This window comes from Collinsella sp. HCP28S3_G2, assembly GCF_052065125.1.
In the GTDB taxonomy this organism is placed as follows: Bacteria; Actinomycetota; Coriobacteriia; order Coriobacteriales; family Coriobacteriaceae; genus Collinsella.
In genome coordinates this window covers 16,532-37,078 of sequence record NZ_JBQHUO010000004.1, presented here as the reverse complement: position 1 = coordinate 37,078, position 20,547 = coordinate 16,532, and the positions used below count along the sequence as shown (strand labels likewise).

19 protein-coding genes are annotated in these 20,547 nt (G+C 61.0%); 7 read left to right on the top strand and 12 right to left on the bottom strand.

All coding sequences use genetic code 11. The annotated features are described in order from the left end of the window. Nucleotides 1-117: 117 nt before the first annotated feature. Nucleotides 118-1,098 (bottom strand): undecaprenyl-diphosphate phosphatase, encoded by a 981-nt coding sequence (locus tag ACTNB2_RS03890; protein ID WP_441040884.1) that lies wholly within the window; start codon nucleotides 1,096-1,098, stop codon nucleotides 118-120. Nucleotides 1,099-1,340: 242 nt separating this feature from the next. On the opposite strand from ACTNB2_RS03890, the gene ACTNB2_RS03885 reads away from it, so the two are divergent. Next, nucleotides 1,341-1,778 (top strand): universal stress protein, encoded by a 438-nt coding sequence (locus ACTNB2_RS03885; protein ID WP_154515052.1) that lies wholly within the window; start codon nucleotides 1,341-1,343, stop codon nucleotides 1,776-1,778. 252 nt (nucleotides 1,779-2,030) lie between these two features. On the opposite strand, the gene ACTNB2_RS03880 is transcribed toward ACTNB2_RS03885, so the two are convergent. The 4 genes from ACTNB2_RS03880 to ACTNB2_RS03865 form a co-directional block, all read right to left on the bottom strand. Further along, a complete protein-coding gene (locus ACTNB2_RS03880) occupies nucleotides 2,031-3,074 on the bottom strand; it encodes an ATP-binding protein (RefSeq protein WP_441040886.1) in 1,044 nt (347 codons plus the stop codon). Nucleotides 3,075-3,083: 9 nt separating this feature from the next. Then, complete coding sequence (locus ACTNB2_RS03875) at nucleotides 3,084-3,755, bottom strand: response regulator transcription factor (RefSeq protein WP_427728526.1); 672 nt, start codon at nucleotides 3,753-3,755, stop codon at nucleotides 3,084-3,086. Nucleotides 3,756-3,925: 170 nt separating this feature from the next. Beyond that, on the bottom strand, nucleotides 3,926-5,056 hold the full coding sequence (locus ACTNB2_RS03870; protein WP_441040888.1) for an aminotransferase: 1,131 nt from the start codon (nucleotides 5,054-5,056) through the stop codon (nucleotides 3,926-3,928). Between the two features lie 24 nt (nucleotides 5,057-5,080). Continuing rightward, entirely contained in the window at nucleotides 5,081-6,112 is a 1,032-nt protein-coding gene (locus tag ACTNB2_RS03865; RefSeq protein WP_441040889.1) for an ornithine cyclodeaminase family protein, read from the bottom strand. A 217-nt stretch (nucleotides 6,113-6,329) separates the two neighbouring features. Between ACTNB2_RS03865 and ACTNB2_RS03860 the strand changes: the two genes are divergently transcribed. Next, complete coding sequence (locus ACTNB2_RS03860) at nucleotides 6,330-7,511, top strand: PucR family transcriptional regulator (RefSeq protein ID WP_441040890.1); 1,182 nt, start codon at nucleotides 6,330-6,332, stop codon at nucleotides 7,509-7,511. An 18-nt stretch (nucleotides 7,512-7,529) separates the two neighbouring features. On the opposite strand, the gene ACTNB2_RS03855 is transcribed toward ACTNB2_RS03860, so the two are convergent. Together ACTNB2_RS03855 and purH are read right to left on the bottom strand one after the other, a co-directional pair. Then, on the bottom strand, nucleotides 7,530-8,240 hold the full coding sequence (locus ACTNB2_RS03855) for a hypothetical protein (RefSeq protein WP_441040891.1): 711 nt from the start codon (nucleotides 8,238-8,240) through the stop codon (nucleotides 7,530-7,532). Between the two features lie 277 nt (nucleotides 8,241-8,517). After that, the gene (purH, locus tag ACTNB2_RS03850) at nucleotides 8,518-10,125 is read right to left on the bottom strand and encodes a bifunctional phosphoribosylaminoimidazolecarboxamide formyltransferase/IMP cyclohydrolase (RefSeq protein ID WP_427794233.1); all 1,608 of its coding nucleotides are present in this window, start codon (nucleotides 10,123-10,125) and stop codon (nucleotides 8,518-8,520) included. Between the two features lie 277 nt (nucleotides 10,126-10,402). On the opposite strand from purH, the gene ACTNB2_RS03845 reads away from it, so the two are divergent. Next, nucleotides 10,403-11,044: a GNAT family N-acetyltransferase gene (locus tag ACTNB2_RS03845; protein WP_441040893.1), complete on the top strand. Its 642-nt coding sequence runs from the start codon at nucleotides 10,403-10,405 to the stop codon at nucleotides 11,042-11,044. A gap of 459 nt (nucleotides 11,045-11,503) precedes the next feature. On the opposite strand, the gene ACTNB2_RS03840 is transcribed toward ACTNB2_RS03845, so the two are convergent. Then, nucleotides 11,504-13,447 (bottom strand): DUF2207 family protein, encoded by a 1,944-nt coding sequence (locus ACTNB2_RS03840; protein WP_441040895.1) that lies wholly within the window; start codon nucleotides 13,445-13,447, stop codon nucleotides 11,504-11,506. A gap of 654 nt (nucleotides 13,448-14,101) precedes the next feature. Here ACTNB2_RS03840 and gluQRS point away from each other — a divergent pair. After that, nucleotides 14,102-14,998 carry a tRNA glutamyl-Q(34) synthetase GluQRS gene (gluQRS, locus tag ACTNB2_RS03835; RefSeq protein WP_441040923.1) on the top strand — a complete coding sequence of 299 codons (897 nt, stop codon included), beginning with the start codon at nucleotides 14,102-14,104 and terminating at the stop codon, nucleotides 14,996-14,998. Between the two features lie 15 nt (nucleotides 14,999-15,013). Here gluQRS and ACTNB2_RS03830 read toward each other — a convergent pair whose 3' ends face one another. Genes ACTNB2_RS03830 through ACTNB2_RS03820 form a run of 3 tightly spaced genes read right to left on the bottom strand, consistent with a single transcriptional unit; the run spans nucleotide 15,014 to nucleotide 16,654 of the window. Next, on the bottom strand, nucleotides 15,014-15,739 hold the full coding sequence (locus ACTNB2_RS03830) for a metallophosphoesterase (RefSeq protein ID WP_441040896.1): 726 nt from the start codon (nucleotides 15,737-15,739) through the stop codon (nucleotides 15,014-15,016). Beyond that, nucleotides 15,736-16,404 (bottom strand): metallophosphoesterase, encoded by a 669-nt coding sequence (locus ACTNB2_RS03825; RefSeq protein ID WP_441044780.1) that lies wholly within the window; start codon nucleotides 16,402-16,404, stop codon nucleotides 15,736-15,738. Before ACTNB2_RS03825 ends, ACTNB2_RS03830 begins: the two co-directional genes overlap by 4 nt. Before the next feature lie 10 nt (nucleotides 16,405-16,414). Continuing rightward, complete coding sequence (locus tag ACTNB2_RS03820) at nucleotides 16,415-16,654, bottom strand: hypothetical protein (protein WP_441040899.1); 240 nt, start codon at nucleotides 16,652-16,654, stop codon at nucleotides 16,415-16,417. Between the two features lie 589 nt (nucleotides 16,655-17,243). Between ACTNB2_RS03820 and ACTNB2_RS03815 the strand changes: the two genes are divergently transcribed. From ACTNB2_RS03815 to ACTNB2_RS03805, 3 genes are read left to right on the top strand one after another with little or no spacing between them, the layout of a single operon-like run. Beyond that, complete coding sequence (locus tag ACTNB2_RS03815) at nucleotides 17,244-17,786, top strand: DUF4342 domain-containing protein (protein ID WP_441040901.1); 543 nt, start codon at nucleotides 17,244-17,246, stop codon at nucleotides 17,784-17,786. 18 nt (nucleotides 17,787-17,804) lie between these two features. Next, entirely contained in the window at nucleotides 17,805-18,590 is a 786-nt protein-coding gene (locus tag ACTNB2_RS03810) for a response regulator transcription factor (RefSeq protein ID WP_441040903.1), read from the top strand. Beyond that, the gene (locus ACTNB2_RS03805) at nucleotides 18,574-19,869 is read left to right on the top strand and encodes a sensor histidine kinase (RefSeq protein WP_441040904.1); all 1,296 of its coding nucleotides are present in this window, start codon (nucleotides 18,574-18,576) and stop codon (nucleotides 19,867-19,869) included. Before ACTNB2_RS03810 ends, ACTNB2_RS03805 begins: the two co-directional genes overlap by 17 nt. 294 nt (nucleotides 19,870-20,163) lie before the next feature. Here the strand turns inward: ACTNB2_RS03805 and ACTNB2_RS03800 are convergent, their stop codons facing one another. Then, the gene (locus ACTNB2_RS03800) at nucleotides 20,164-20,538 is read right to left on the bottom strand and encodes a VOC family protein (RefSeq protein ID WP_427718886.1); all 375 of its coding nucleotides are present in this window, start codon (nucleotides 20,536-20,538) and stop codon (nucleotides 20,164-20,166) included. Nucleotides 20,539-20,547 lie beyond the last annotated feature (9 nt).

Below are 20,547 nucleotides of genomic sequence, written 5' to 3'. Positions count from 1 at the left end.
CCTGCGGGCGACGCCATAGTTTGAGCCGTACCAGTATACCGAGCCGCGCGGACACCGATGCAAATCACACCACGACTCCGTGCGCCGCGCTCTGGCCGCCGCGCAGCGTCAACCAAGTTACAGACCGAGCATAGGCTCCAGAACAAAGAAGTACGCGAGCACCACGATGCCCAGAATAATGCGGTAGACGCCAAAGCACTTAAAGTCGTGACGGCGAACGAAGCCCATGAGCCACTTGATGGCAATAAGCGAAACCACAAAGGCCACGACGCAGCCCACGCCCAGAATGGCAATCTCGTTGGTGCCAAACGTACCGCCCTTAACGAAGTACTTGACCAGCTTGAGCGCGCTCGCGCCAAACATAACGGGAATGGCCAGGAAAAACGTGAACTTGGACGCCACCGAGCGCGTGCAGCCCAGCAGCAGGCCGCCGATGATGGTGGAGCCGGAACGTGATGTGCCCGGAATCAACGAAAGCACCTGGAAGCAACCGATACCCAATGCGGTCTTCCAGCTCAGGTCCTCGAGCGTGGCGATGGATCCAAAATCCAAATCCTCGTCATTGTCATTGTCTTCGGCAATATCCGCCGCAGGCGCCGCGAAGTGTGCACCGGCGGGACGCCCGCCCGCCACCACAGCACGCGAACCAAACGAATCGGCAAGAGCGGCGTTCTCGCGCTTACTCGCACGCCAGTTCTCAATCACGATAAACAACACGCCGTACACGATGAGCGCCAGCGCCACGACGGGAGCGTTATAGAAATGCTCCTCCATCCAGTCGTTGAGCGGCAGACCGATCGCCGCGGCGGGAATACAGCCAAGCACAATCTTGCCCCACAGCACCCAGGTGTCGCGACGACCCTCCTTGCCCTTGCTGGGCGAGAGCGGATTTAAGTCGTAGAAGAACAGAACGCAAACGGCCAAAATGGCGCCAAGCTGAATCACGACCAGGAACATATTCCAGAATGTCTCGCTCACATTCATCTTGACGAACTCGTCCACCAAGATCATGTGGCCCGTCGACGAAACGGGCAGCCATTCGGTGATGCCCTCGACCAGGCCCATGAAGGCAGATTTTAGAAGCTCGATGATATCCAAAGGGACCCCCTCGTTTGTCACCCGCCGATAGTTGTTCTGCGGACGGTTGCGGGCGATGTCCCATTATCAACCGTTCGGCCGCGGCCGCGCCCACCCTTACCAAAAATCTCGCCCGTTCACAGAATTGCGAGCGGTCAAACCGAAATCCTTGGGTATAACTGCAACAAGCTAAAGTGTCCGGCGGCCAACACGTCGTCCGATGCACGAGCCCCGCGCCCGTGCGATAGACCAAGGAGGAAACCATGAACGAGGGCTATACCAAGGTATTTGTTTCACTCGACGGTACTGAGCAGCAGGATTTTGTGCTCACACGCGCTATCAAGGTCGCCGCAAACAATGGCGCCAAGCTGATCATCGGTCACGTCATCGATTCCACGGCGCTCGAGAGCGCCGGTTCCTATCCGGTCGATCTGGTCAACGGCCTGGAGGAGGCCTTTAAGAACTCCATCGCCAAGCAGCTCGAAGAGGCCAAGGCTAATCCCAACATTCCCGAGGTCGAAGTCATGATTCGCGCCGGCCGTATTCGCGAGACGCTCAAGGACGAGATGCTCGACGTGGTCAAGCCCGATCTGGTGCTCTGCGGCGCTCGTGGCCTTTCCTCGATCAAGTATGCGCTCCTGGGTTCGATTTCGACATTCCTGCTGCGCAACACCGACTGCGACATCTTGGTCGTGAAGTAGGTTCCTTCCCGCCGGCGCAAGGCCTGCGGGGTTATCACGCCGACGTCCTCGCCGCTTCGCGGCTGCGGGATGTCGGCTTAGATAACCCCTCCCGGCCTTGCGCCTTCGTCACCGTACTTCAGCGAGTTAGCTGAATAGAGAGATGGCGTGCCGCCCTGGTCGGGCGGCACGTTTTGTTTGGGTGATTTTTTAGAGCCTCATAGCCATGTTCACGCTCGGGAACATAGCCATCCGCACCACAAGACGGCCCGACTACTCGAAGTATTGAAACTTGTTGGTCGAGAAAGCGAATGTTACGACAAAGCCTTCGCCGGAGTCGGATGCCGCGGTGACGTCGATGCCCATCTTGGAACACAGGCGCGCCACCAGGTAGAGGCCGATGCCCGTTGCGCGCTTGGTGGTGCGGCCGTTATCGCCGGTAAAGCCCTTCTCGAACACGCGCGGCAGGTCAGCCGCGCTCACGCCGCAGCCGTTGTCCGCGACGGTAAGCTCGATGCGCTCGCTTGCCAGGCCCTCGTCCAGCAACGCACCCGAAAACACAATCTTCGCGCCGTCCTCACGCGCATATTTAATGCTGTTCTGAATGAGCTGGCCCAGAATAAACTCGAGCCATTTCTCGTCGGTGAACACCTCAAAGTCGAGGTTCTCGCACACCGGAGCCACGTGCGCCGCGATGAGCTCGCGCGCGTTGGCTTTAATCGCGCCCGTCACCAAGCTCTTGAGACCCCAGCGGCGAATCAGGTAGTCGCGCTCTACGACTTCCGAGCGCGCATAGTACAGCGCCTGATCGATATAGCGCTCCACGCGAGCTAGCTCGCGACCCAGGTCATCCACGCGCGACAGGTCGTCTTCGCTGCCGTCCAGGTTTTCCAAAATCAGATGAGCCGCCGCCAGGGGCAGCTTGGCCTCGTGGACCCAGCTCTCGATATAGTCGCGGTAGTCATCGGTCTGGCGCCGGCCTTCCGCAACCTCGTCGCAAGCGGCTTTGCCCACCCGGCGCAAGACCTCATATTCGAGCTCGCCCTCGGCATAGGTCGGGCATTGCACCATCTCCTGCACCCATGCGGGGCTCCCCAGCTCCTCTGCCGCGCGCTCCAGCTGGCACAGAAAACGACGACGGCGCACGTACTCGATCACGATGCCCAGCATGCCAAAGATAAAGGACACACCGACCGCCACGACCACGATGGATGCCGGGGCGCCGGCGACCGTCAGTACAAAACAGCTCAGCAGCACGCCGCAGGTCCACACGGCAACGGAAAGCAGTGCATCTTTAAAGAACTTGGCAAACGACATAACCGGCCCCTAGACCGAATAGCCTTGGCCGCGATGCGTCGTCAAATAGCCCTTGATGCCGATTTTTTCGAGCGTGGTGCGCAGGCGGTTGATATTGACGGTGAGCGTATTGTCGTCCACGAAGGCGTCGGAGTCCCACAGGTCCTGCATGATAGCCGAGCGCGAGACAATCTTGCCCGCGCGGCCCAAGAGCAGCGAGAGGATACGCAGCTCGTTTTTGGTGAGCTCGGTACTGTCGCCGGTTGCCGTATTGGTGACCATGGAGCGGGCGAGGTCGAGCTCCAGCCCCTTGTGGACGAGCGTGCTGCGATCGCCCGCCGCCGCGGTGCGGCGCAGCAACGCATTGATGTGCGCCACGAGCACACGGGCGCTGTAAGGCTTGGGAACAAAGTCGTCCGCGCCAAGCGTCATGGCCATGACCTCGTCGATCTCGGTCGTGCGCGACGTGAGGACGATGATAGGAACCTCGGATTCGCGGCGAACCTCGTGGCAGATATGTTGGCCGTCCTTGACGGGAAGCGTGAGGTCGAGCAACACCAGGTCGGGCGCGGCGGCAAGGATATCGCGCGAGACATGCTCAAACGATTCGCAGGCCTCGATTTCAAACCCGGCGCGGGCAAGGATGTCGACAAGCTCACGACGAATGCGCTCGTCGTCCTCAACGACATAGATCAGCGCCATGTGTCCTCCCATTTCGCGCAACTTGCACCTTCCACACCATTATGCCCACGGCGTCGCAGCGATACGACCCCGTGGGCACCTAATGTGACAAAAGCGTTCGGTAGCCTTGAGAGAAAATGGGGGGCCCTCGGTCCTAAACCGATCGGCCCCATCACTTCGACCTCGAGCCTCTACTCGAGCGTACGCATGTACGCAGAGATGGCATCCAGGCCCTTCTGCAGGTCATCGGTGTTATCGGAATATGCATAGCCGATACGCATGCTCTTGGGCTCCTCGAAGCAATCGCCCGGGGTGACGAGCGCGCCGGACTTCTTAATCATGTCGGTGCAGAACGTCCTGGAGTCGATGTCGTAGTCGTAATACACGAGCGCGGTGCTACCCGCCTCGGGCTTGACGAACGACAGGTGCGGCTCGCTCTCGACCCACTTTTCCAGAACAGCGAGGTTCTGACGGACGATGCGACGGCTGCGCTCAAGGATCACGGAAGCGTTACCCAGAATCAGCTCTGCCACCGACTCGCTGAATATGCCGGCGGAAATCAGGTTGTAATCGCGATGCGAGAGGAGCGCGCGACGGAGCTCCGGGCTCTTGGTGACCGCCCAGCCCAGACGCAGGCCGGCGAACGACCAGACCTTGGACATGGATGCGGTGGCGACGGCCTTGTCGTACAGGTCGACCACGGACTCGCAGTACTCATCCGTCTGAGTAAGCAGACGGTAGACTTCGTCGCAGAGCAGCCACGCGTCGTGTTTGCGCGCGACCTCGACAATCGCCTTGAGCGTATCGGTGTCGAGCAGGGCGCCCGTGGGGTTGTCCGGGTTATTGATGCAGATGAGCTTGGTATCGTCGGTCACCAGGGCATCGAGGGCGTCGACGTCGACGTGGTAGCCGTTCTTGCGATCGAGCTGAAGGATATCGACCTTCGCACCGCACATCTCGGGAATCGAGTAAAGCTGCTGGTAGGTGGGCTTGACGGAGACTACATGATCGCCCGGTTCGACGAGCGTGGAAATAACCAGGGAGTTGGCACCGGTCGCGCCGTGCGTGGGCACGATATGCCCGGGCTCGACCGTCTTATAGAGACGCGCGACCCCCTCGAGGAAGCCGGGCTGCCCCTCGATGTCTCCGTAGGTGAATCGGCGCGAGCACAGGCTATCGAGCCACGCCTTCTTGTCGGTGTTCGTAAGCTCGAACAGCTGGTCGAGCGTAAGGGAGTAGACGCACGTCTCCGCAACGTTGTGGGTGCACTTGGTCTCCCACTCGTTCATCCACTGCTCGACGGCGAAATCCTTAATCTGCATTGTCCTTTCCTTTCCTTGACTTTCTTACAGTTCCACCGCGGTGCCCAGCCCCGCCTCGACGGCGCGGTCGTAGGCGATTTTCGATGCCGAAAGGTCCTGAACGGCGATGCCCGACGTATCGAACACCGTTACCTGCTCGTCATCCGAACGCCCCGTAGCCGTGCCGGCGATGACTTCGCCGAGCTCCGCTTTGATGTCCTCGGGCGTAATGGCACCCTCGGCAACCGGAATCTCCAGCTCGCCGGACGCGACCGATTGCTCGCGGTCGTCGACGTAAACAGCGGCACGGGCGACAAGCGCCGAGGCGAGCTCCTGCTTGCCGGGCATGTCGGCACCGACGCAGGAAACATGCGTACCGGGGCGCACCCATGCATCGGGGATGATGGGCTTGGTCGCCGGCGTGATCGTCACGATGATGTCGGCCTCCGCCGCGGCACCTTGGCCGTCGGCCGTCGCCTCGATGGAATAGGTGGATGCCTCGCGAGCATGCTCGCATGCGCCCAAGATATGGGCGACCTCGTCTCGCATGCGATCGACGCGGGCCTCGGGAGCGGCATCGGAAACCGGCTCCCACACCTTGACCTCGCTCACCTTGGGACAGGCGGCGAGCACGCCCGCCACCATATAGGTGCTCATATGGCCGGCACCCGCAACAAGCAGTTTGGACGCATCCGCCCGAGCCAGCCACTTGGCACCGAGCGCAGCGGCGGCACCGGTGCGAAGTCCAGTGACGGCGGAGGCATTGAGCAGCGCCAACGGCTCGCCCGTCGCGTTGTCGCACAACAGCGTGGTGCCAAAGATCTCGGGCAGCCCCTTTTTAGGATTCTGAGAGAACCAAGCAGTGAGCTTCAGACCGAAGAGGCCGCTTCCCGCCAACTCGCCCGAGCGGATATCCATGTCGGCCACGCCGGGTTCGAACTGCTCATATACCATCGGCCACGCAACACCCTTGCCCGTTGCCTTCTGGCGATATGCCTCCTCCACGGCAGCGATTGCATCCTCGATCGTCAGCACCTTGGAAACTTCCTCGGCCGAAAGCACCATCATCTGCCCCATCATCGCTCCTTTCAGCGAAAGCTTTACGTTGCTTCACTGTACGGTTTAGCAACGATGCCGCCAAGGATCGTTTTTTGTTGGGATCTACAACGACTCTCAATCTAATTTTTCGTTCTAGCAGCATGTATTTAAACTATTTCTCGCATCAAAGGCATACGGATGTGCGATTATCCTATTTATACGGGTACTTACTGTAGTGATTTACAAGGTGATGTTGATGCTATACACCGTCTCGGACTTCTCACGGGAATATGAGGAATCGGTCCGTCTAATCGCCGGCAGCGATGGCGTCTCGCGTGCCGTCTCTGGCGTCGGGATCCTCGATTATGAACTCATGCCCGGTCTCAAGAACAAGTACCAGCGCGTCAACTTCACCTCAGACGAGATCGTCCTCAGCACCTTCCTCTATGCGAAGGACGACCCGTACCTCATCACTGAAGCCGTGAAATACCTTGTCGCCAAGGGAACGAGCGGTCTCATCATCAAAAACGTCTTGCACATCCCGATTCCCGACCAAGCCATCCGCTACGCCAACGCGCGGCACTACCCCGTCTTTCTCACGACCGACGACTCACTGTTCTTTGACAGCGTCATCTATGAGGTCAAACGGCATATCGAGCAGCTCGCGTCTATCGACTTCGCACAGCGCGAGATCGATGCCCTGAGGACAGATGTATCGCCCGAGTCCATCTGCCGACGCATCCGAGGCCTTAACCCGTCATTTCTGGACGAAGCGGTCGCCCTGTTCGCATCGTTTGCAGAGCCCCTCGACCCGCGTACGTTTTTGCAAATCGAACGTCTCTGTTCAAAATCGACCCTCGCCGAATGCCACAACATGCTGGCACCCTATGACGGAGGTCTGCTATTCGTAGCGACAAGCGACTCGGAGCAGACGCTCGATGTGGAGCGAATCGCGCAGGCGCTCACGGAGCTCATCGAGGTTAGCGGTATCGATGGCGGAGCGGAAGGGCTCGGCATCAGCGATATTCTGTTTGGAGACGAGGCGGTGGCGCAGGCGATCTCACAGGCGATTTACGCACAGCGCCTATCTTGTCAACGAGCCGAGGGCCCTGTCCGCTATACGCAGCTCGGCATCTTGAGAACCGTGATGCCTTTTGCGGAAACCCCGGAGATGCGATCGTTCTCGGAGGCGATTCTCTCGCCGATACGCGAGCACGACAGTGAGCATGGCAGCGAACTGGAATCCACGCTCGCCGCATTCATCGAGAACGACCGACGTATCGAGCGAACCGCCAAGCAGACTAGCCAGCACCCGAACACGATTCGATATCGCCTCGATAAGGTGACAGCTCTCACCGGACTGAGCTACAAATGCGCCCCGGAGATGGAGCAGCTGTCGCTCGCCTACGCCATCGAACGCGCTCGCTCGCTTCAGTAAGCCCACCCCGCCTTGAGGTTAGGAGCGGCGGGCACGGAGCTTTTCGTAGCCTTCGGCAAAGAAGGCAACCGTAGCGGCGTCGGACTCGACGGCGTCCGTCTCGGCGGCAGGGACCACGCCGTGCTCGTCACTCACCAGGAACAGCGCGCCCTTGAGCTGCGCGGGAATGTCCACGCGCGTGACCGGGATGCCCTTGGTCTGAGCCAACTGCTCGATAAGCGTCGCCGTGCCACACAGGCACTCGTCCGCCGGTGCCACAAAGACCAGCTCGCCGTCGTTGACGGCGGCGAGCAGCTCGGGCGCCACGCCGGTTTCATCGGCCTCGGAGCGGGCCTCGGCGGAGCGGGCACGCAGCGCCTTGGCCGAAGTATCGGCCAGCGGCTCGTACTCCCCCACCGTCATGGCGGCATTGCCGTTAACGTCGATCACCAGCATGAGCACGCCGTCGCGCGCGGTGTAATCGCCCTCGGCAAGCGACCACTCAACGTGCTGCTTGGCCCAGCTGAGCATATTATGGGTGAGCGGCTCGCCCTGCACCAGGCGCTCGGACAGCGCACGAATGTGACGGTTGAGCATGGGCACCTTTTTGTTGGACATGCGCCAACGGCAGACAAGCGCGGGCTTGTCGAGCGTAAACTTCTCGACCGCCTCCTGATTGGCGCAAAAGTCCTCGTACGCACGCTGGTCCTCGGCATTGCCAAACAGCTCGGCATCATCCACAACGGCCATATCCAACCTTTCTCAAAAACATACACCGCACCGTTATACCCAAAAAGCCGCCTGCACCAACCGGCACAGGCGGCAATAGATAGCTTTAGTTCGGGGCGAGCCAATACCGCTGGTGGAGCACAAGCCAGCGAGCCGGACCCAAGTGCCTCAGGTCGCCGCAAAAGAGGAGCGACGCGTACTTCTGTACGCGAGCGACGGTTTGAGCGGCGAGATGAGGTGCTTGGGGCCGGCGCAGCGTCGAGCAGTTACGCGGTTTGGTAAAACCGCGTAACGATCATTAGTGGCGGAAGTGGCGAGCGCCCGTGAAGACCATTGCGATGCCATGCTCGTTGCAGGCCTGGATGCTCTCGTCGTCGCGCTTGGAGCCGCCGGGCTGGATGATGCAGGTCACGCCGTGCTCAGCAAGCACGTCGACGTTGTCGCGGAACGGGAAGAACGCGTCGCTTGCGCAGGCAAAGCCGCCCTTCTCCACGCCCTCGCGCTCGCAGAAGTCCTCGGCGCGCTCGCAGGCAAGCAGTGCGGAGTCAACGCGGTTGGGCTGGCCCGGGCCCATGCCAATGCCGGCCTTACCCTTGGAGACCAGGATGGCGTTGGACTTGACGCCCTTGCAGACCTTCCAGGCAAACTCAAGCTCGGCCATCTCGGCATCGGTGGGCTTGCGGTCGGTGGGGAACGTAAAGGTCGCGGGATCCTCGATCACGTGGTCGACCTCCTGCACCAGCATGCCGCCGTCGATGGAGCGCAGCTCCACCTTGGCGCCGTGGTCCACGCCGCCGGTAGCCAGCACGCGCAGGTTGGGGCGCTTGGCCATGCGCTCGAGCGCCTCGGCGGTGTAGCTCGGGGCGATGATGACCTCGACGAACTGCTTGTTCTGATCGGCAAAGTGCTCAACCAGCTCAAAGGGAACCTCGCGGTTGCAGGCGATGATGCCGCCGAAAGCGCTCTTGGGATCGCAGGCAAAGGCGCGGTCGTAGGCAGCCGTGATGTCCTCGGCAACGGCGGAGCCGCAGGGGTTCTGATGCTTGAGGATCACGCAGGCAGGCTCGTCGAACTCGCGAACCAGGTTCCAAGCGGCATCGGCGTCCAAATAGTTGTTGTAGCTGAGCGGCTTGCCCTGAATCTGCTCGGAGCCCACGAGCGGGAACTGCGAGCTCGCGGAGTTCTCGCAGCCATCGGCAAAGCGGTAGACCGTAGCCTTCTGCTGAGGATTCTCGCCATAGCGCAGGTCGTCGACCTTCTCCAGCGAGACCTCGAGTTTGGCAGAGGTGTCCGCCACGTCGCTTGCCTGGGCAGCAAGCCAACGGGAGATAGCCGTGTCGTAGGCGGCGGTGGTCTGGTAGACCTTCACCTGCAGGCGACGACGGGTGGAAAGCGTGGTGCAGCCACCGGTCTCGCGCATCTCGGCCAGGACGGCATCATAGTCGGCCGGGTCGGAGATGACGGTAACGCTCGCGGCGTTCTTGGCGGCAGAGCGAAGCATGGAGGGGCCACCGATATCGATGTGCTCGATGGCATCCGCGAAGGTGACCTCGGGGTTGGCGACGGTCTTCTCGAACTCGTACAGGTTGACGACGACCAGGTCGATCAGCTTAATGCCGTGCTGAGCTGCCTCCTGCATGTGCTGCTCGGAATCGCGGCGAGCCAGCAGCGCGCCGTGAACCTTGGGGTGCAGCGTCTTGACGCGGCCGTCCATCATCTCGGGATAGCCCGTGAACTCCTCGATGGGGGTTACGGGAACGCCCGCGTCCTCGATGGCACGAGCCGTGCCGCCCGTAGAGATGATCTCGACGCCAAAGTCGTCAACCAGCGTCCGTGCGAAATCGACGACGCCCGTCTTATCGGTAACCGAGATCAACGCGCGTGCGATCTTCACATCAGATCCCATGCAGTCCTCCTGTCTGGTACGCCGCCGTGCTCTGTGAGTCGGTGATACGTCGATCTGCAGCGCTCGCGCAGCGGCATTGAAAATACTGATTCAATGTAGCGCATCGAGCGCATCGATGCACCCCGTAACGGGCGCATGTGCAGAAAAAGCTTGCGAGCGGGGGTTGCAGGAGCGCCACTGGGCACGGTGAGTTGATGGAACACAGGGGCACCATAATTAGTTGCCAATGGCGTGGTAGAACTGTGCTCGATATGCATCCGCAATAGAAAGAGGCACCATGGTCTCGCGGGTTCTCTACCGACCGTTTGATACCGAAGATTTCGACGCCATCGCGCTGATCTTGCAGCAGCTTTGGCACAACAATTCGGATAACGAAGAGTACAACCGCCTTGAGGCTGCGTGCGATCTTGCCTACTGCCTTTCATCATCGACGTTTTCGCAGGTCGCCGTAATCGACGGCCAGGCGCGCGGCATTGCACTCGCACGTGTGGGGCAAAGCAGCGGCGCCACCGTCAAGGAGCATTGGATGGATACCGAACGCGCATTGCTGTCGCAGATGCGTGAGCTGGAGCCCGATGCCTGTGCCGAGTATCTCTCGTTTGTGCGCGCCACCATCCGGACCAACAACCGCCTGCTCGAGAGCAGCCCGCTGCCGCATGACAACGAGGTCACGTTGCTTGCCGTGGATCGCGATGTCCACGGCCTGGGCGTTGGCTCGGTTCTGCTCGATGCCGCGGTCTCGCACCTGTCCTCGCGCGGAGCGTCGAGAGCGCACCTGTATACCGACTCCAACTGCTCGTGGAAGTTCTACGAGCTGCACGGCTTTAAGCGCACGGCCACGCACCGCGCCAACCGCGAAGAGCGCCGCCACGACATGCCGCGCGAAAGCTTCCTCTACGAACTCGACCTGACAGCTTAAAACCGGCAGTCAAGGGAGTGTCCCCAAGTGCCGACATCCGGGGAAGTTCCTAAACTGCCGGCATAAAAAGAACGCCCCTAAGTGCCGTCCGTGGAGCAAGCAGCCCCACTCGAAAACTCACAGGGAAAGCGCATCCCAGAATTCGCCTAAATTGCGGGATGTGGTTTCCGGAAGAGAGCCTCTTGAGAAACTGCATCCCGGTTTGAGCGCATATTCTGGGATGCACTTTCCGAATGGCACGTCTGGCGGAAACTGTGACCCAGAATCGAGGCCCAGAGTGGGATGCGCTTTCCGAAATCATCCCATCGGGAAAGTCCATCCCGCTCTGCGCCTAAATAGCGGGATGCGGTTTCCGCGAAAGCTCGCCTTGGGAAAGCCTGCATCGCTTCTGAGCATAAAAATGGGATGGATCTTCCGGCAACAGCCGCCGGGGAAGACCCATCCCATGATTTGCGCTCGCTAGAACGTTCCGCCGCCGCCTCCGCCGACGCCGCCGCCCCCGCCGCCCGAGAAGCCACCACCGCCGCCGCCGCTCGAGCTATCGGAACTCGAAGCCAGCTCACGGATGCTCTCGTGATACACGCCATCGAACGAATCGAGCGGAGACTGGTTTCCGTAGTGATGGTAGTACCACCAGTAGCAGGGGTAATTGTCGTAGAAGCCGTCGGCCTCGCGCACCTCGGGCGGCACGGCCTCGGCAAGCTGACGCAGAACTTCCTTGGAAACGCCCAGCGCCGCACCCATCACCAGAAGTTTATTCCACAGCACCAGATCGCCGGGGACGGCTTCCTTTAGACGCGTGAAGTCCTCGAGCCAATGCTTGAGCGCCTTGCAGCGAGCCGCCACCTCGGCGCCCTCCGGCGTAAGGCGGCGGAACGTAAGGCCCACGCCAATACCCACCAGCACAATCGGCACCGAGATAACCGCGGCGACAATGTTCACCTGTGCGCCGTCGGTAAAGAAGATGGATCCCACGGGAACAAAGGCGATCAGAGTACCAAGAACCAGGCAAAACACCATTGCGACAATGCCGTCCGAGGCAACGTACTCGCTATCGGCCAGTTTGCCCTTAACGGTGCTCTGATAGTCCTTGAGCTTGTCGCCCACGGGCGTAGCGTGCTGCTTAACATAGTGTTGCAGCTCGTCAAACGTGCGCGAGCGATCGCCGTTCTCGTCGGGCTTAGCACCGGCAAAGAAGACCTTGAGCACCATGCGGTCAATGCCCTTGGCCGACTTCCAGCCCGCATCACTCACCGTCACACGATACGTCTGCTCCTCTTTTTCGCGACGGAGCAGGCCCTTCTTGCCCTTGGTCGCGATTGCCTCCTCTAACTTGATCACGCGATCGTCGGTGAGCTTCATGAGTGTGGCGATATATGCCTGATCGGGCACCTCGTTCCAGCTCATGAGGGCCGAAAGCACGGCGGGATGGTCGGCCGAGGGCACGTCACGGAAGTATTCGTCCTGGAACAGCGGTTTGGGCTTGCGCTTGCGCAACTTGAGCACGACGATTGTGCCGGTAAAGGCCACCGCCGCGACAACGCTAACCACGGCAAGTGCATTGGCGATCATGCGGGCATGAGCGCGGCGGGCGTTGGCCTCCTCGGCCCACGCCTTCTCCTCGCTCAGAATTGTCGACATGCGTTCCTTGCCCGAGGCGGCGAGCTGCGGCACCCAATCGCTGGGGAAGGCGATGCGCGCCTCGGCGAATTCACCCTGATGCACGCAGGGTATGGTATAGGTGACCATGGGCTCGTCCGCGTCGAGCGACACGCCGCCCGTGAGCGGACCGTGGCCCCACGCACGGAAGTTATCGCCCTTGACGGCCGCCGTTCCGGCAGCGGCATTTGCGAAGTAAACTTCCATCTCGACGTCATCGGAGTCCGCAGACCAGCCGTCGCCCACAAACTTCCAGTAGAGCTCGGCGGTATCGGACCATTTCATAACCGCACCGGTCATGGTGTAGCTCACGTAATAGATCGCGCTGTCGCCGCTCTCGTGGGGGCTGAACACCTTGATCTTTACGCCGCCGTCGGACTGCTCGACCGTATAGACGCCGTTGTCGCCTTTGTTTGCATAGTCAACCCTGCTAAACGCGGCATCATCTTCCTCGACGCTCAGCACATCGACACCCGCCGTACCACCCTGCTGGTTGGTGCCCGTATTGATATCCCAATACACGCCGTTGATGTCGTCGTCGAAATCAAACTGGCGCCCCTCGACAACGGTCAGCGATCCATCGGCCTCAACCGTGGCACCGATATAGGTTTGGGTCATGGAATACCCGTCGGCACGTGCAACGGCGGGCAACAGCAGCAGCACGCACGCGACGAGTGCGCAAATGGAAGCAAATCGCGCAAACGGGCAGCGCTGCCGACAAGCATTGGCAACGGGGGCGTTCATAGGCACATCCTTTGTCTGTAAAACCAACAGCGCCATTGTCCCACGTTTGCGGGTACACATGACGAACATCTAGGCGACCGGAGCGCCAAACGGGATGAAAGTCATGCCTGCCGCCAGCAGCTAATCATTGGGTAGTCATTGGGGACGTTCTTAAATGACTAGTCATGAGGGACCCCCTTGGCATGGCCCGCGCCAGCAATAGATACCACTTCACAGCTCCGTCACAGGTATAGCAGCTTTGTGTGGGCGCGGCACGCGCTGATTGAGCCGCCAGCCGAGGGGCATAAAGCAGTTGAGCGAAACTGGTTTGCCCCTTTGCCGTTCGCTCGAGGATCATGTCCCCCTTTTCCGCGGAAACCCCGGCAGTTGCGAAGAGCTGCCGGGGTTTCTGTTGTTTGAGGGGTTAAAGGGGCTGAGCTTGGGGCGGTAATCGAGGTGTTGAGTCGGTGCCCGCCGCGCACAACACGCAGCCTCGGCAACTCGCGAGCATCGACGACGCCCCCCACCTCACCCCGCGCTATACTCGTCCGCATGGATATCAACGCATGCAACATAGCAACACACGCCGTGGCCACGTCGACGGCGTCCAACAGCAAGCTCGCCCCCGCCCTCACGCCCGTCGTGGGCCGCTTTGCCCCATCGCCCTCGGGCCGCATGCACCTGGGCAACGTGTTCAGTTGCCTGTGTGCGTGGCTTTCGGCCCGCAGCCAAGGCGGCAGCATCGTGTTGCGCATCGAGGACCTGGACGATCGCTGCAAGCGCACGGAACTTGCCGCTCAATTGATTGACGACCTGGCCTGGCTAGGGCTTGAGTGGGACGAAGGCCCCTACTACCAGCACGATCGCCTGGACTTGTACGAGGACGCCCTGCACCAGCTGCAAGACGCCGGCCTCACCTATCCCTGCTTTTGCACGCGTGCCGAGCTCCACGCCGCGAGCGCGCCGCATGCCAGCGACGGCACGCCCATCTACCGCGGCGCCTGTCGAAACCTTTCTGTCGAAGAGATCGCCCGCCGCAGCGTTCTGCGCGCCCCGGCCACGCGTCTGCGCGTGCCTACCGTCGATGACCTCGCCGGCGACGTGATCGAATTCGTGGACCGCACGTACGGAGCCCAATGCGAGGCACTCGCCACCGAGTGCGGCGACTTTTTGGTGCGCCGCAGCGACGGCGTTTTTGCCTACCAACTAGCCGTGGTGGTCGACGACGCTGCCATGGGCGTCACCGAGGTCGTGCGCGGATGCGACCTGCTGGGCTCCACGCCCCGCCAAATCTACCTGCAACATCTGCTGGGACTTCCCACGCCGCACTACGCGCACATTCCGCTGCTCATGTCGCCGGACGGCCGCCGCCTTTCCAAGCGCGACCGCGATCTGGACCTGGGCGAGCTACGCGCACGCTTTGTCACGCCCGAGGCACTGCTGGGATGGCTCGCCGGGCAAACGGGCATCGCGCCGGACACCACGTCGTGCTCTGCCGAGCAGCTGGTCGAGCACTTTAGCTGGAATGTCATCCGCGCGCACCGCGAGAACATCACTGTAACGGCCGAGTAGCCAAATACCTCGCCCCTACGCAACGTCCCAGGGCTGGAGTTCGTCGCCCAAGCGAACGATGCAGTCGTAGAGCACGGTATGGCGCTCGGCAGGGTTGGCATCCCGATGAAAATGCCCGTAGTACCAGCGCTTGTAGTCCAAGCGGTCTTCCAGCTCATCGAAAAATGCCGTAAGCCGATCAACGGCGGGGCAATTCCAGCCGGGCGCAGGATAGAGCGTGGGCGAAAGCATGCGCGTAGAGCAGGTATGGGTGACCACGTAGTCAACCTTCCAGCCCACGCTGTCGAGCTTTGTCCGCGCCTCCTCAAAGCTGCGCTCATCCGGCAGCTCCTGTGGCCACCAGCTGGAATAGGGAATGCGGTATTCCTTATCCACGCTCGTGGCGCCGCCCATGGTAAAGATCGTTGAGCCGTCGAGCTCAAAAACCTCGCCGCGCGTCAGGCGCCGTATGGGAGAGGTATCCGACAGGCGTTGCGTTAGCCCACCGTGCCACAGCTCCATGGGACGCTCCGCCCAGTGATCGAAACGCTCGTGATTGCCGTCGACGAACAGCACGGTATAGGGACGCGATTCCAGCCAGGCGATATCGATGCATTCCTCGGCAGAGAAATCCCACGGAAAGCCAAAGTCGCCCGCGACAATCAGATGGTCGTCGCTCGTCAGACTATCCCCAAGATCCCAGTCGCGCAGCTTTTGCATGTCGAGGCCGCCGTGAATATCGCCCGTCACATAGACCGTCATCGGATTACCACTTCCCTCTTATAACTTTCGAGATCGTGCTCGACCTGCTCGTCGCCCGTGGCATTGACCCACCACGGCCATTTAACGCAACACATCGGTTCGTCTACCTGCACAAACCAAGCTTTGAGTTCCTCCAAGCTCACCGGGGCGTAGCTGTTGGCGTCCACGCCCACGTCATAGCGCAGCAGTCCCTGCCTGCGGTTGAACTCGTTGTATGCGCTGCCGCAACTGTGGATATGCCCGTGCAAATGCCAGCTGCCGTGCGACATGCCCTGCCAGTCGACCATGGGATAGTGGCTCAGCACGATTTTTTGGCGGCTGATCTTGAGCGCGCAAATGGGCGGCTCGACGATAAAAGCATCCGCTACCGCAGGCTGCGTCCAGTCTTTGTCGTGGTTGCCAGGCAGCAGATGGACGCGCTTGCAGGCAATGCTTTTGCGCAGCTCGTAGGCGTCTTGGACCGTCATCTTAAAGCTAAAGTCACCCAAGATGTAGAGCTCGTCATCCGCAGCAACCTTGCTGTTAATGTTGGCGACCATGGCATCGTTCATCTGCGCAACAGTCGACCAAGGCCTATCGCTAAGCCGTAGCATGTTCTCATGTCCAAAGTGAGTATCGCCGGTAAACCAGATCACGGGGACCTCCTGTTGCTGCGGGGTATCCATCCCTTAGGGCTTACCCCTCGTTCTTCCATCCAAACGGATCAAGCACCCAAAAAATCAGATCGAGCACGCCGCCGGTCATCATGGCGCCGGCAAGGGCCATGCAAACGTGCAGAGAGCTGGCACTTCGGAGCGCGTCGAACGGCCCCAGAACAGCCAGCAGCGCGACCGCTGCGCCGACCACGCACAGCGCGAGGCACGGCCCCGCGTCCTTGACGCACTTCTTTGCGAGATGCTTGGTGTTATCACTCATCAATATCGGACTCCTTAGAGGGCCGTTGTTTGGGTACATGCCGCCGCGGCAGAGCAGGGCGGCAGGGTAAGTGCCACATGCCGTGCGGACATCAATGGAGAAACCGCCTGCTCGACCAACCCTTAACGCCGTTTTGCACCGGCACTCCATCCCCCGCTATCGAGGTCTAATACTTTTCCGCGAAGTGAACGTCTGTTTTTGGACCCCTGAAGCATCCACATTTTTCGTCGGCAAAATCGCAGGATTCCAGCACCGAAACCGCAGGAAACGGCACCTCTAAAGTGTCGATGCTTCGGGGGTCCGTTTTAGCTCGTTCACTTCTCGGAAAAGTATTAGACCTCGTCGGCAGCAGTCCAAAAGGCGAGTCGTTTCTCCCCCGCGCAACCCAATAGACACATTCCGCTCCTCCCTCACACCACCCAAAAACTCATCCAACATTAATCTTGGCTCAAGAATCGCTTAATCTATAACCTGCACTATAAAGTTCGACCAAGGGCGGGGCGGCGCCGCGCAACGCAGGCCGCCGAACGCAACGCTCGTGCCCGGGCAGATCGCCCGACGTCGCGCCCATCGAACGAAAGGACAGGTCATGGACGACCTCGAAAAAGTTGAAACCATCCGCACCAAGTGCAACGTGAGCTACACCGATGCCAAGGCCGCGCTCGACGCCGCCGACGGCAACGTTCTGGATGCCATCATTTGGCTCGAATCGCAAGGCAAGACCCAGGCCACATCGGCGCACGCCGCCACCGAATCCGAGCCGGCCGATGAACCCTCGGCCGAGATGGTCGCCGCGCAGGCAGCCTACGAGAAGTCGAGCGAAAAGACTGACTTTTCCAAGAAGATGGACAGCGTGTGGGAGTACCTCAAAAAGCTCTTCCGCCTGAGCCTGGACACCAAGTTTATCGCCACGCGCCGCGACGCCATCATCCTCAACATTCCCATCCTGATCCCCATCGTCGCCCTGTTTGCCTGGGGCGCCACGATATGGCTCATGCTGATTGGCCTGTTCTTTGGCATGCGCTACCGCATCGATAGCGACGGCGACGTGCCCGGCAGCATCAACAACCTTATGAATCACGCCGCCGACGCCGCGGACGACATCAAGCAAAACCTGAACGACGACAAGTAATCGCAGACGGGGACACGCATGACACAGATCCTGATCGTAGAGGACGAGGAGAAAATCGCCCGCTTTGTGACGCTCGAGCTGGAGCACGAGGGCTACCAGGTGGAGCACGCCGCCGACGGCCGCACCGCCGTGGACTTGGCGCTGGAGCGCGACTACGATCTGATTCTGCTCGATGTGCTGTTGCCGCAGCTCAACGGCATGGAGGTCCTGCGGCGTGTCCGCAAGCACAAGGATGTGCCGGTGATTATGGTTACCGCGCGCGATGCCGTGATGGACAAGGTGGCCGGCCTCGATGCCGGCGCCGACGATTACCTGACCAAGCCGTTTGCGATTGAGGAGCTGTTCGCACGGATTCGCGTGGCGCTGAAGCGCGCGGAGGCCGTGCGGGCGGCTTCGGGCGTTGGCGGCGCCGGCGCTGGGGCGGGCATGACGGGCGGCGTGGGCGGCGACGCCGCTGCGGTACCCCCGGTCAGCGAGTCGACCAAGGCTTCCGTCGCGCCCTCTCCCGCCGCGCTCACCGTGGGCTCGGTCGTGCTCGACCCCGACCGCCGCGAAGTCACGGTCGGCGGCTCGCCCATCGCGCTCACGGCCCGCGAGTTCGACGTTCTCGCCCTGCTTATGGCACATGCCGAAACCGTGCTCACACGCGAGCGCATCGCGCACGAGGCGCTGGGCTACGAATACGTGGGCGACACCAACAACGTCGACGTGCACATCGCGCACCTGCGTGCCAAGATCGAGGACGCCGGCGGCGCCCGCATCATCCAGACCGTGCGCGGGGTGGGCTATGCCTGCCGTGCGTAACGCCGAGGCCAAGCGTGTCACCTCCATCGCCCGCGCCATCAACTGGAGCTATATATGGCGCCGCCTGATGAGCTACGTCTGGCTCGATCTGCTGCTGATGGTGATTGCGGCGGCGATCCTCGTCTATGGATACAACCAGACGCTGCCCGAAGGCGCGTTTACCGCAGGATGGATCCCCAGCGCCGCCGTTCACGGCATGTCGCTGAAGCCCGCGCGCGACTGGGACCTGACAACAATCACCTATACCGTCGAGCTTGTGCGCGCCACCAAGACCTTCCCCCTCGCACAGGATCTCTTCGCGCTATGGCCCCTCTACATCATCGTTGCAAGCTGGCAGGTCATCAGCGTGCTCAACATGCTCGGTGGCGCCCGCCGCGTGCGCCGCACCATGGCACCGCTCAACGACCTGGCCCTACGCGTAGACGAGCTCGGTCGCATGCAGCTCGCCGGCGGCAAGATGGAAACGCTGGAGCAGGCCATTGAGCGCGCAAGCGTCGATTCGCCGAGTGTCACCACCGGCGACGCCGACCTGGCGAGCATCGAGGTCGCACTCAACCGTCTGCTGCGTCAGATGCAAGAGGCCAAGCTGCAGCAGATGCGCTTTGTCAACGACGCGAGCCACGAGCTGCGCACGCCCATCGCGGTGATTCAGGGCTACGTAAACATGCTCGACCGCTGGGGCAAAGACGACCCGGACGTGCTGGCGGAATCCATCGCGTCCCTCAAGGCCGAAAGCGAGCATATGCAGGAGCTCGTGGAGCAGCTGCTGTTTTTGGCACGCGGCGATGCCGGGCGCACGGTCCTGCGGCGTGCGCATACCAACCTGGCCGCACTGGCCGGCGAGGTGTGCGAGGAATCGCAGATGATCGACGCCGCGCACACGTATCGGCTGGCTTTTGACGCTGCATTTGCCAACGATCCGCGCTGCGACGCACCTGTCGACGTGGCGCTTGTGAAGCAGGCTCTGCGCGTGATCGTGCAGAACGCCGCCAAGTATTCGAACGCGGGAACGACCGTCACGTTTGCCATAACTCCCGATACGGGCACGGGCGCGATCGACATAAGTGTTGAGGACGAGGGTATCGGTATGAACCAGGAGTCCGCAGCTCACGCGTTTGAACGGTTCTACCGCGCCGACAACGCACGCGATGCCGGCGCGCAGGGCTCGGGCCTGGGGCTTGCCATTGCTAAGTGGATTGTCGATAGCCATGGCGGCGCCATTGGCGTGACCTCGGTCGAGGGCGTCGGCAGCCGCTTTACGATTCGCCTGCCACGGTAGGAAGCCCCCTCGTGAATCGAGGTCTAATATTTTTCCGGAGAAGTGAACGAGCGTATTTGGACCCCTGAAGCATCCACATTTTTCGACGGGAAAGTCGCAGGATTCCAGCATCAAAACCGCAGGAAACGGTACCCTCAAAGTGTCGATGCTTCGGGGGTCCAATTCTGCTCGTTCACTTCTCGGGAAAAGTATTAGACCCCGATTTCATGTCCCCTCAAAAGGTCGACCCCTCGGCATAAAAAAGGGATAGGGCCATGCGGCCCTATCCCTTTTTTCGTTATAGCAGCTTGCGCGCTACTCGCGACACAGGTGCACGGCGAAGCCGGCGAACTCGCGCTTAAAGTACACAAGCTTGGTGCCGCCGTCGGGCAGCAGCACGCGCGACTCCTCGTTGACCTCGAGCCCGTGCTCGGCAAACCACTTCTCGGCAGCATCGATGTCGTTGACGGCAAAGCCTATGTGGCCCTTGGCGCCACGACCGTTCTGCTTCATAATCTCGACCAGCGAGTCGTTAAAGTACGAAATCGGGGTCTCGCTGACGGGCAGGCCCATCATCGTCGAGAACAGCTCCGCGATCTCCAGGGCGTCTGCCGGGTCGGTGGCGTTAATGCCCACATGGGCAACGCGCATGCCAAAGAGCTCGACCGGGTTGGCGTTCTGCTCGTTCATACAGGCAGC

Bases quoted from the DNA above. Each gene is read 5' to 3' on its own strand.
- ACTNB2_RS03885 (WP_154515052.1), top strand. From the start codon at position 1,341: ATGAACGAGGGCTATACCAAGGTATTTGTTTCACTCGACGGTACTGAG.
- ACTNB2_RS03880 (WP_441040886.1), bottom strand. From the start codon at position 3,074: ATGTCGTTTGCCAAGTTCTTTAAAGATGCACTGCTTTCCGTTGCCGTG.
- ACTNB2_RS03875 (WP_427728526.1), bottom strand. From the start codon at position 3,755: ATGGCGCTGATCTATGTCGTTGAGGACGACGAGCGCATTCGTCGTGAG.
- ACTNB2_RS03870 (WP_441040888.1), bottom strand. From the start codon at position 5,056: ATGCAGATTAAGGATTTCGCCGTCGAGCAGTGGATGAACGAGTGGGAG.
- ACTNB2_RS03865 (WP_441040889.1), bottom strand. From the start codon at position 6,112: ATGGGGCAGATGATGGTGCTTTCGGCCGAGGAAGTTTCCAAGGTGCTG.
- ACTNB2_RS03860 (WP_441040890.1), top strand. From the start codon at position 6,330: ATGCTATACACCGTCTCGGACTTCTCACGGGAATATGAGGAATCGGTC.
- ACTNB2_RS03855 (WP_441040891.1), bottom strand. From the start codon at position 8,240: ATGGCCGTTGTGGATGATGCCGAGCTGTTTGGCAATGCCGAGGACCAG.
- purH (WP_427794233.1), bottom strand. From the start codon at position 10,125: ATGGGATCTGATGTGAAGATCGCACGCGCGTTGATCTCGGTTACCGAT.
- ACTNB2_RS03845 (WP_441040893.1), top strand. From the start codon at position 10,403: ATGGTCTCGCGGGTTCTCTACCGACCGTTTGATACCGAAGATTTCGAC.
- ACTNB2_RS03840 (WP_441040895.1), bottom strand. From the start codon at position 13,447: ATGAACGCCCCCGTTGCCAATGCTTGTCGGCAGCGCTGCCCGTTTGCG.
- gluQRS (WP_441040923.1), top strand. From the start codon at position 14,102: ATGCACCTGGGCAACGTGTTCAGTTGCCTGTGTGCGTGGCTTTCGGCC.
- ACTNB2_RS03830 (WP_441040896.1), bottom strand. From the start codon at position 15,739: ATGACGGTCTATGTGACGGGCGATATTCACGGCGGCCTCGACATGCAA.
- ACTNB2_RS03825 (WP_441044780.1), bottom strand. From the start codon at position 16,404: ATGGATACCCCGCAGCAACAGGAGGTCCCCGTGATCTGGTTTACCGGC.
- ACTNB2_RS03820 (WP_441040899.1), bottom strand. From the start codon at position 16,654: ATGAGTGATAACACCAAGCATCTCGCAAAGAAGTGCGTCAAGGACGCG.
- ACTNB2_RS03815 (WP_441040901.1), top strand. From the start codon at position 17,244: ATGGACGACCTCGAAAAAGTTGAAACCATCCGCACCAAGTGCAACGTG.
- ACTNB2_RS03810 (WP_441040903.1), top strand. From the start codon at position 17,805: ATGACACAGATCCTGATCGTAGAGGACGAGGAGAAAATCGCCCGCTTT.
- ACTNB2_RS03805 (WP_441040904.1), top strand. From the start codon at position 18,574: ATGCCTGCCGTGCGTAACGCCGAGGCCAAGCGTGTCACCTCCATCGCC.
- ACTNB2_RS03800 (WP_427718886.1), bottom strand. From the start codon at position 20,538: ATGAACGAGCAGAACGCCAACCCGGTCGAGCTCTTTGGCATGCGCGTT.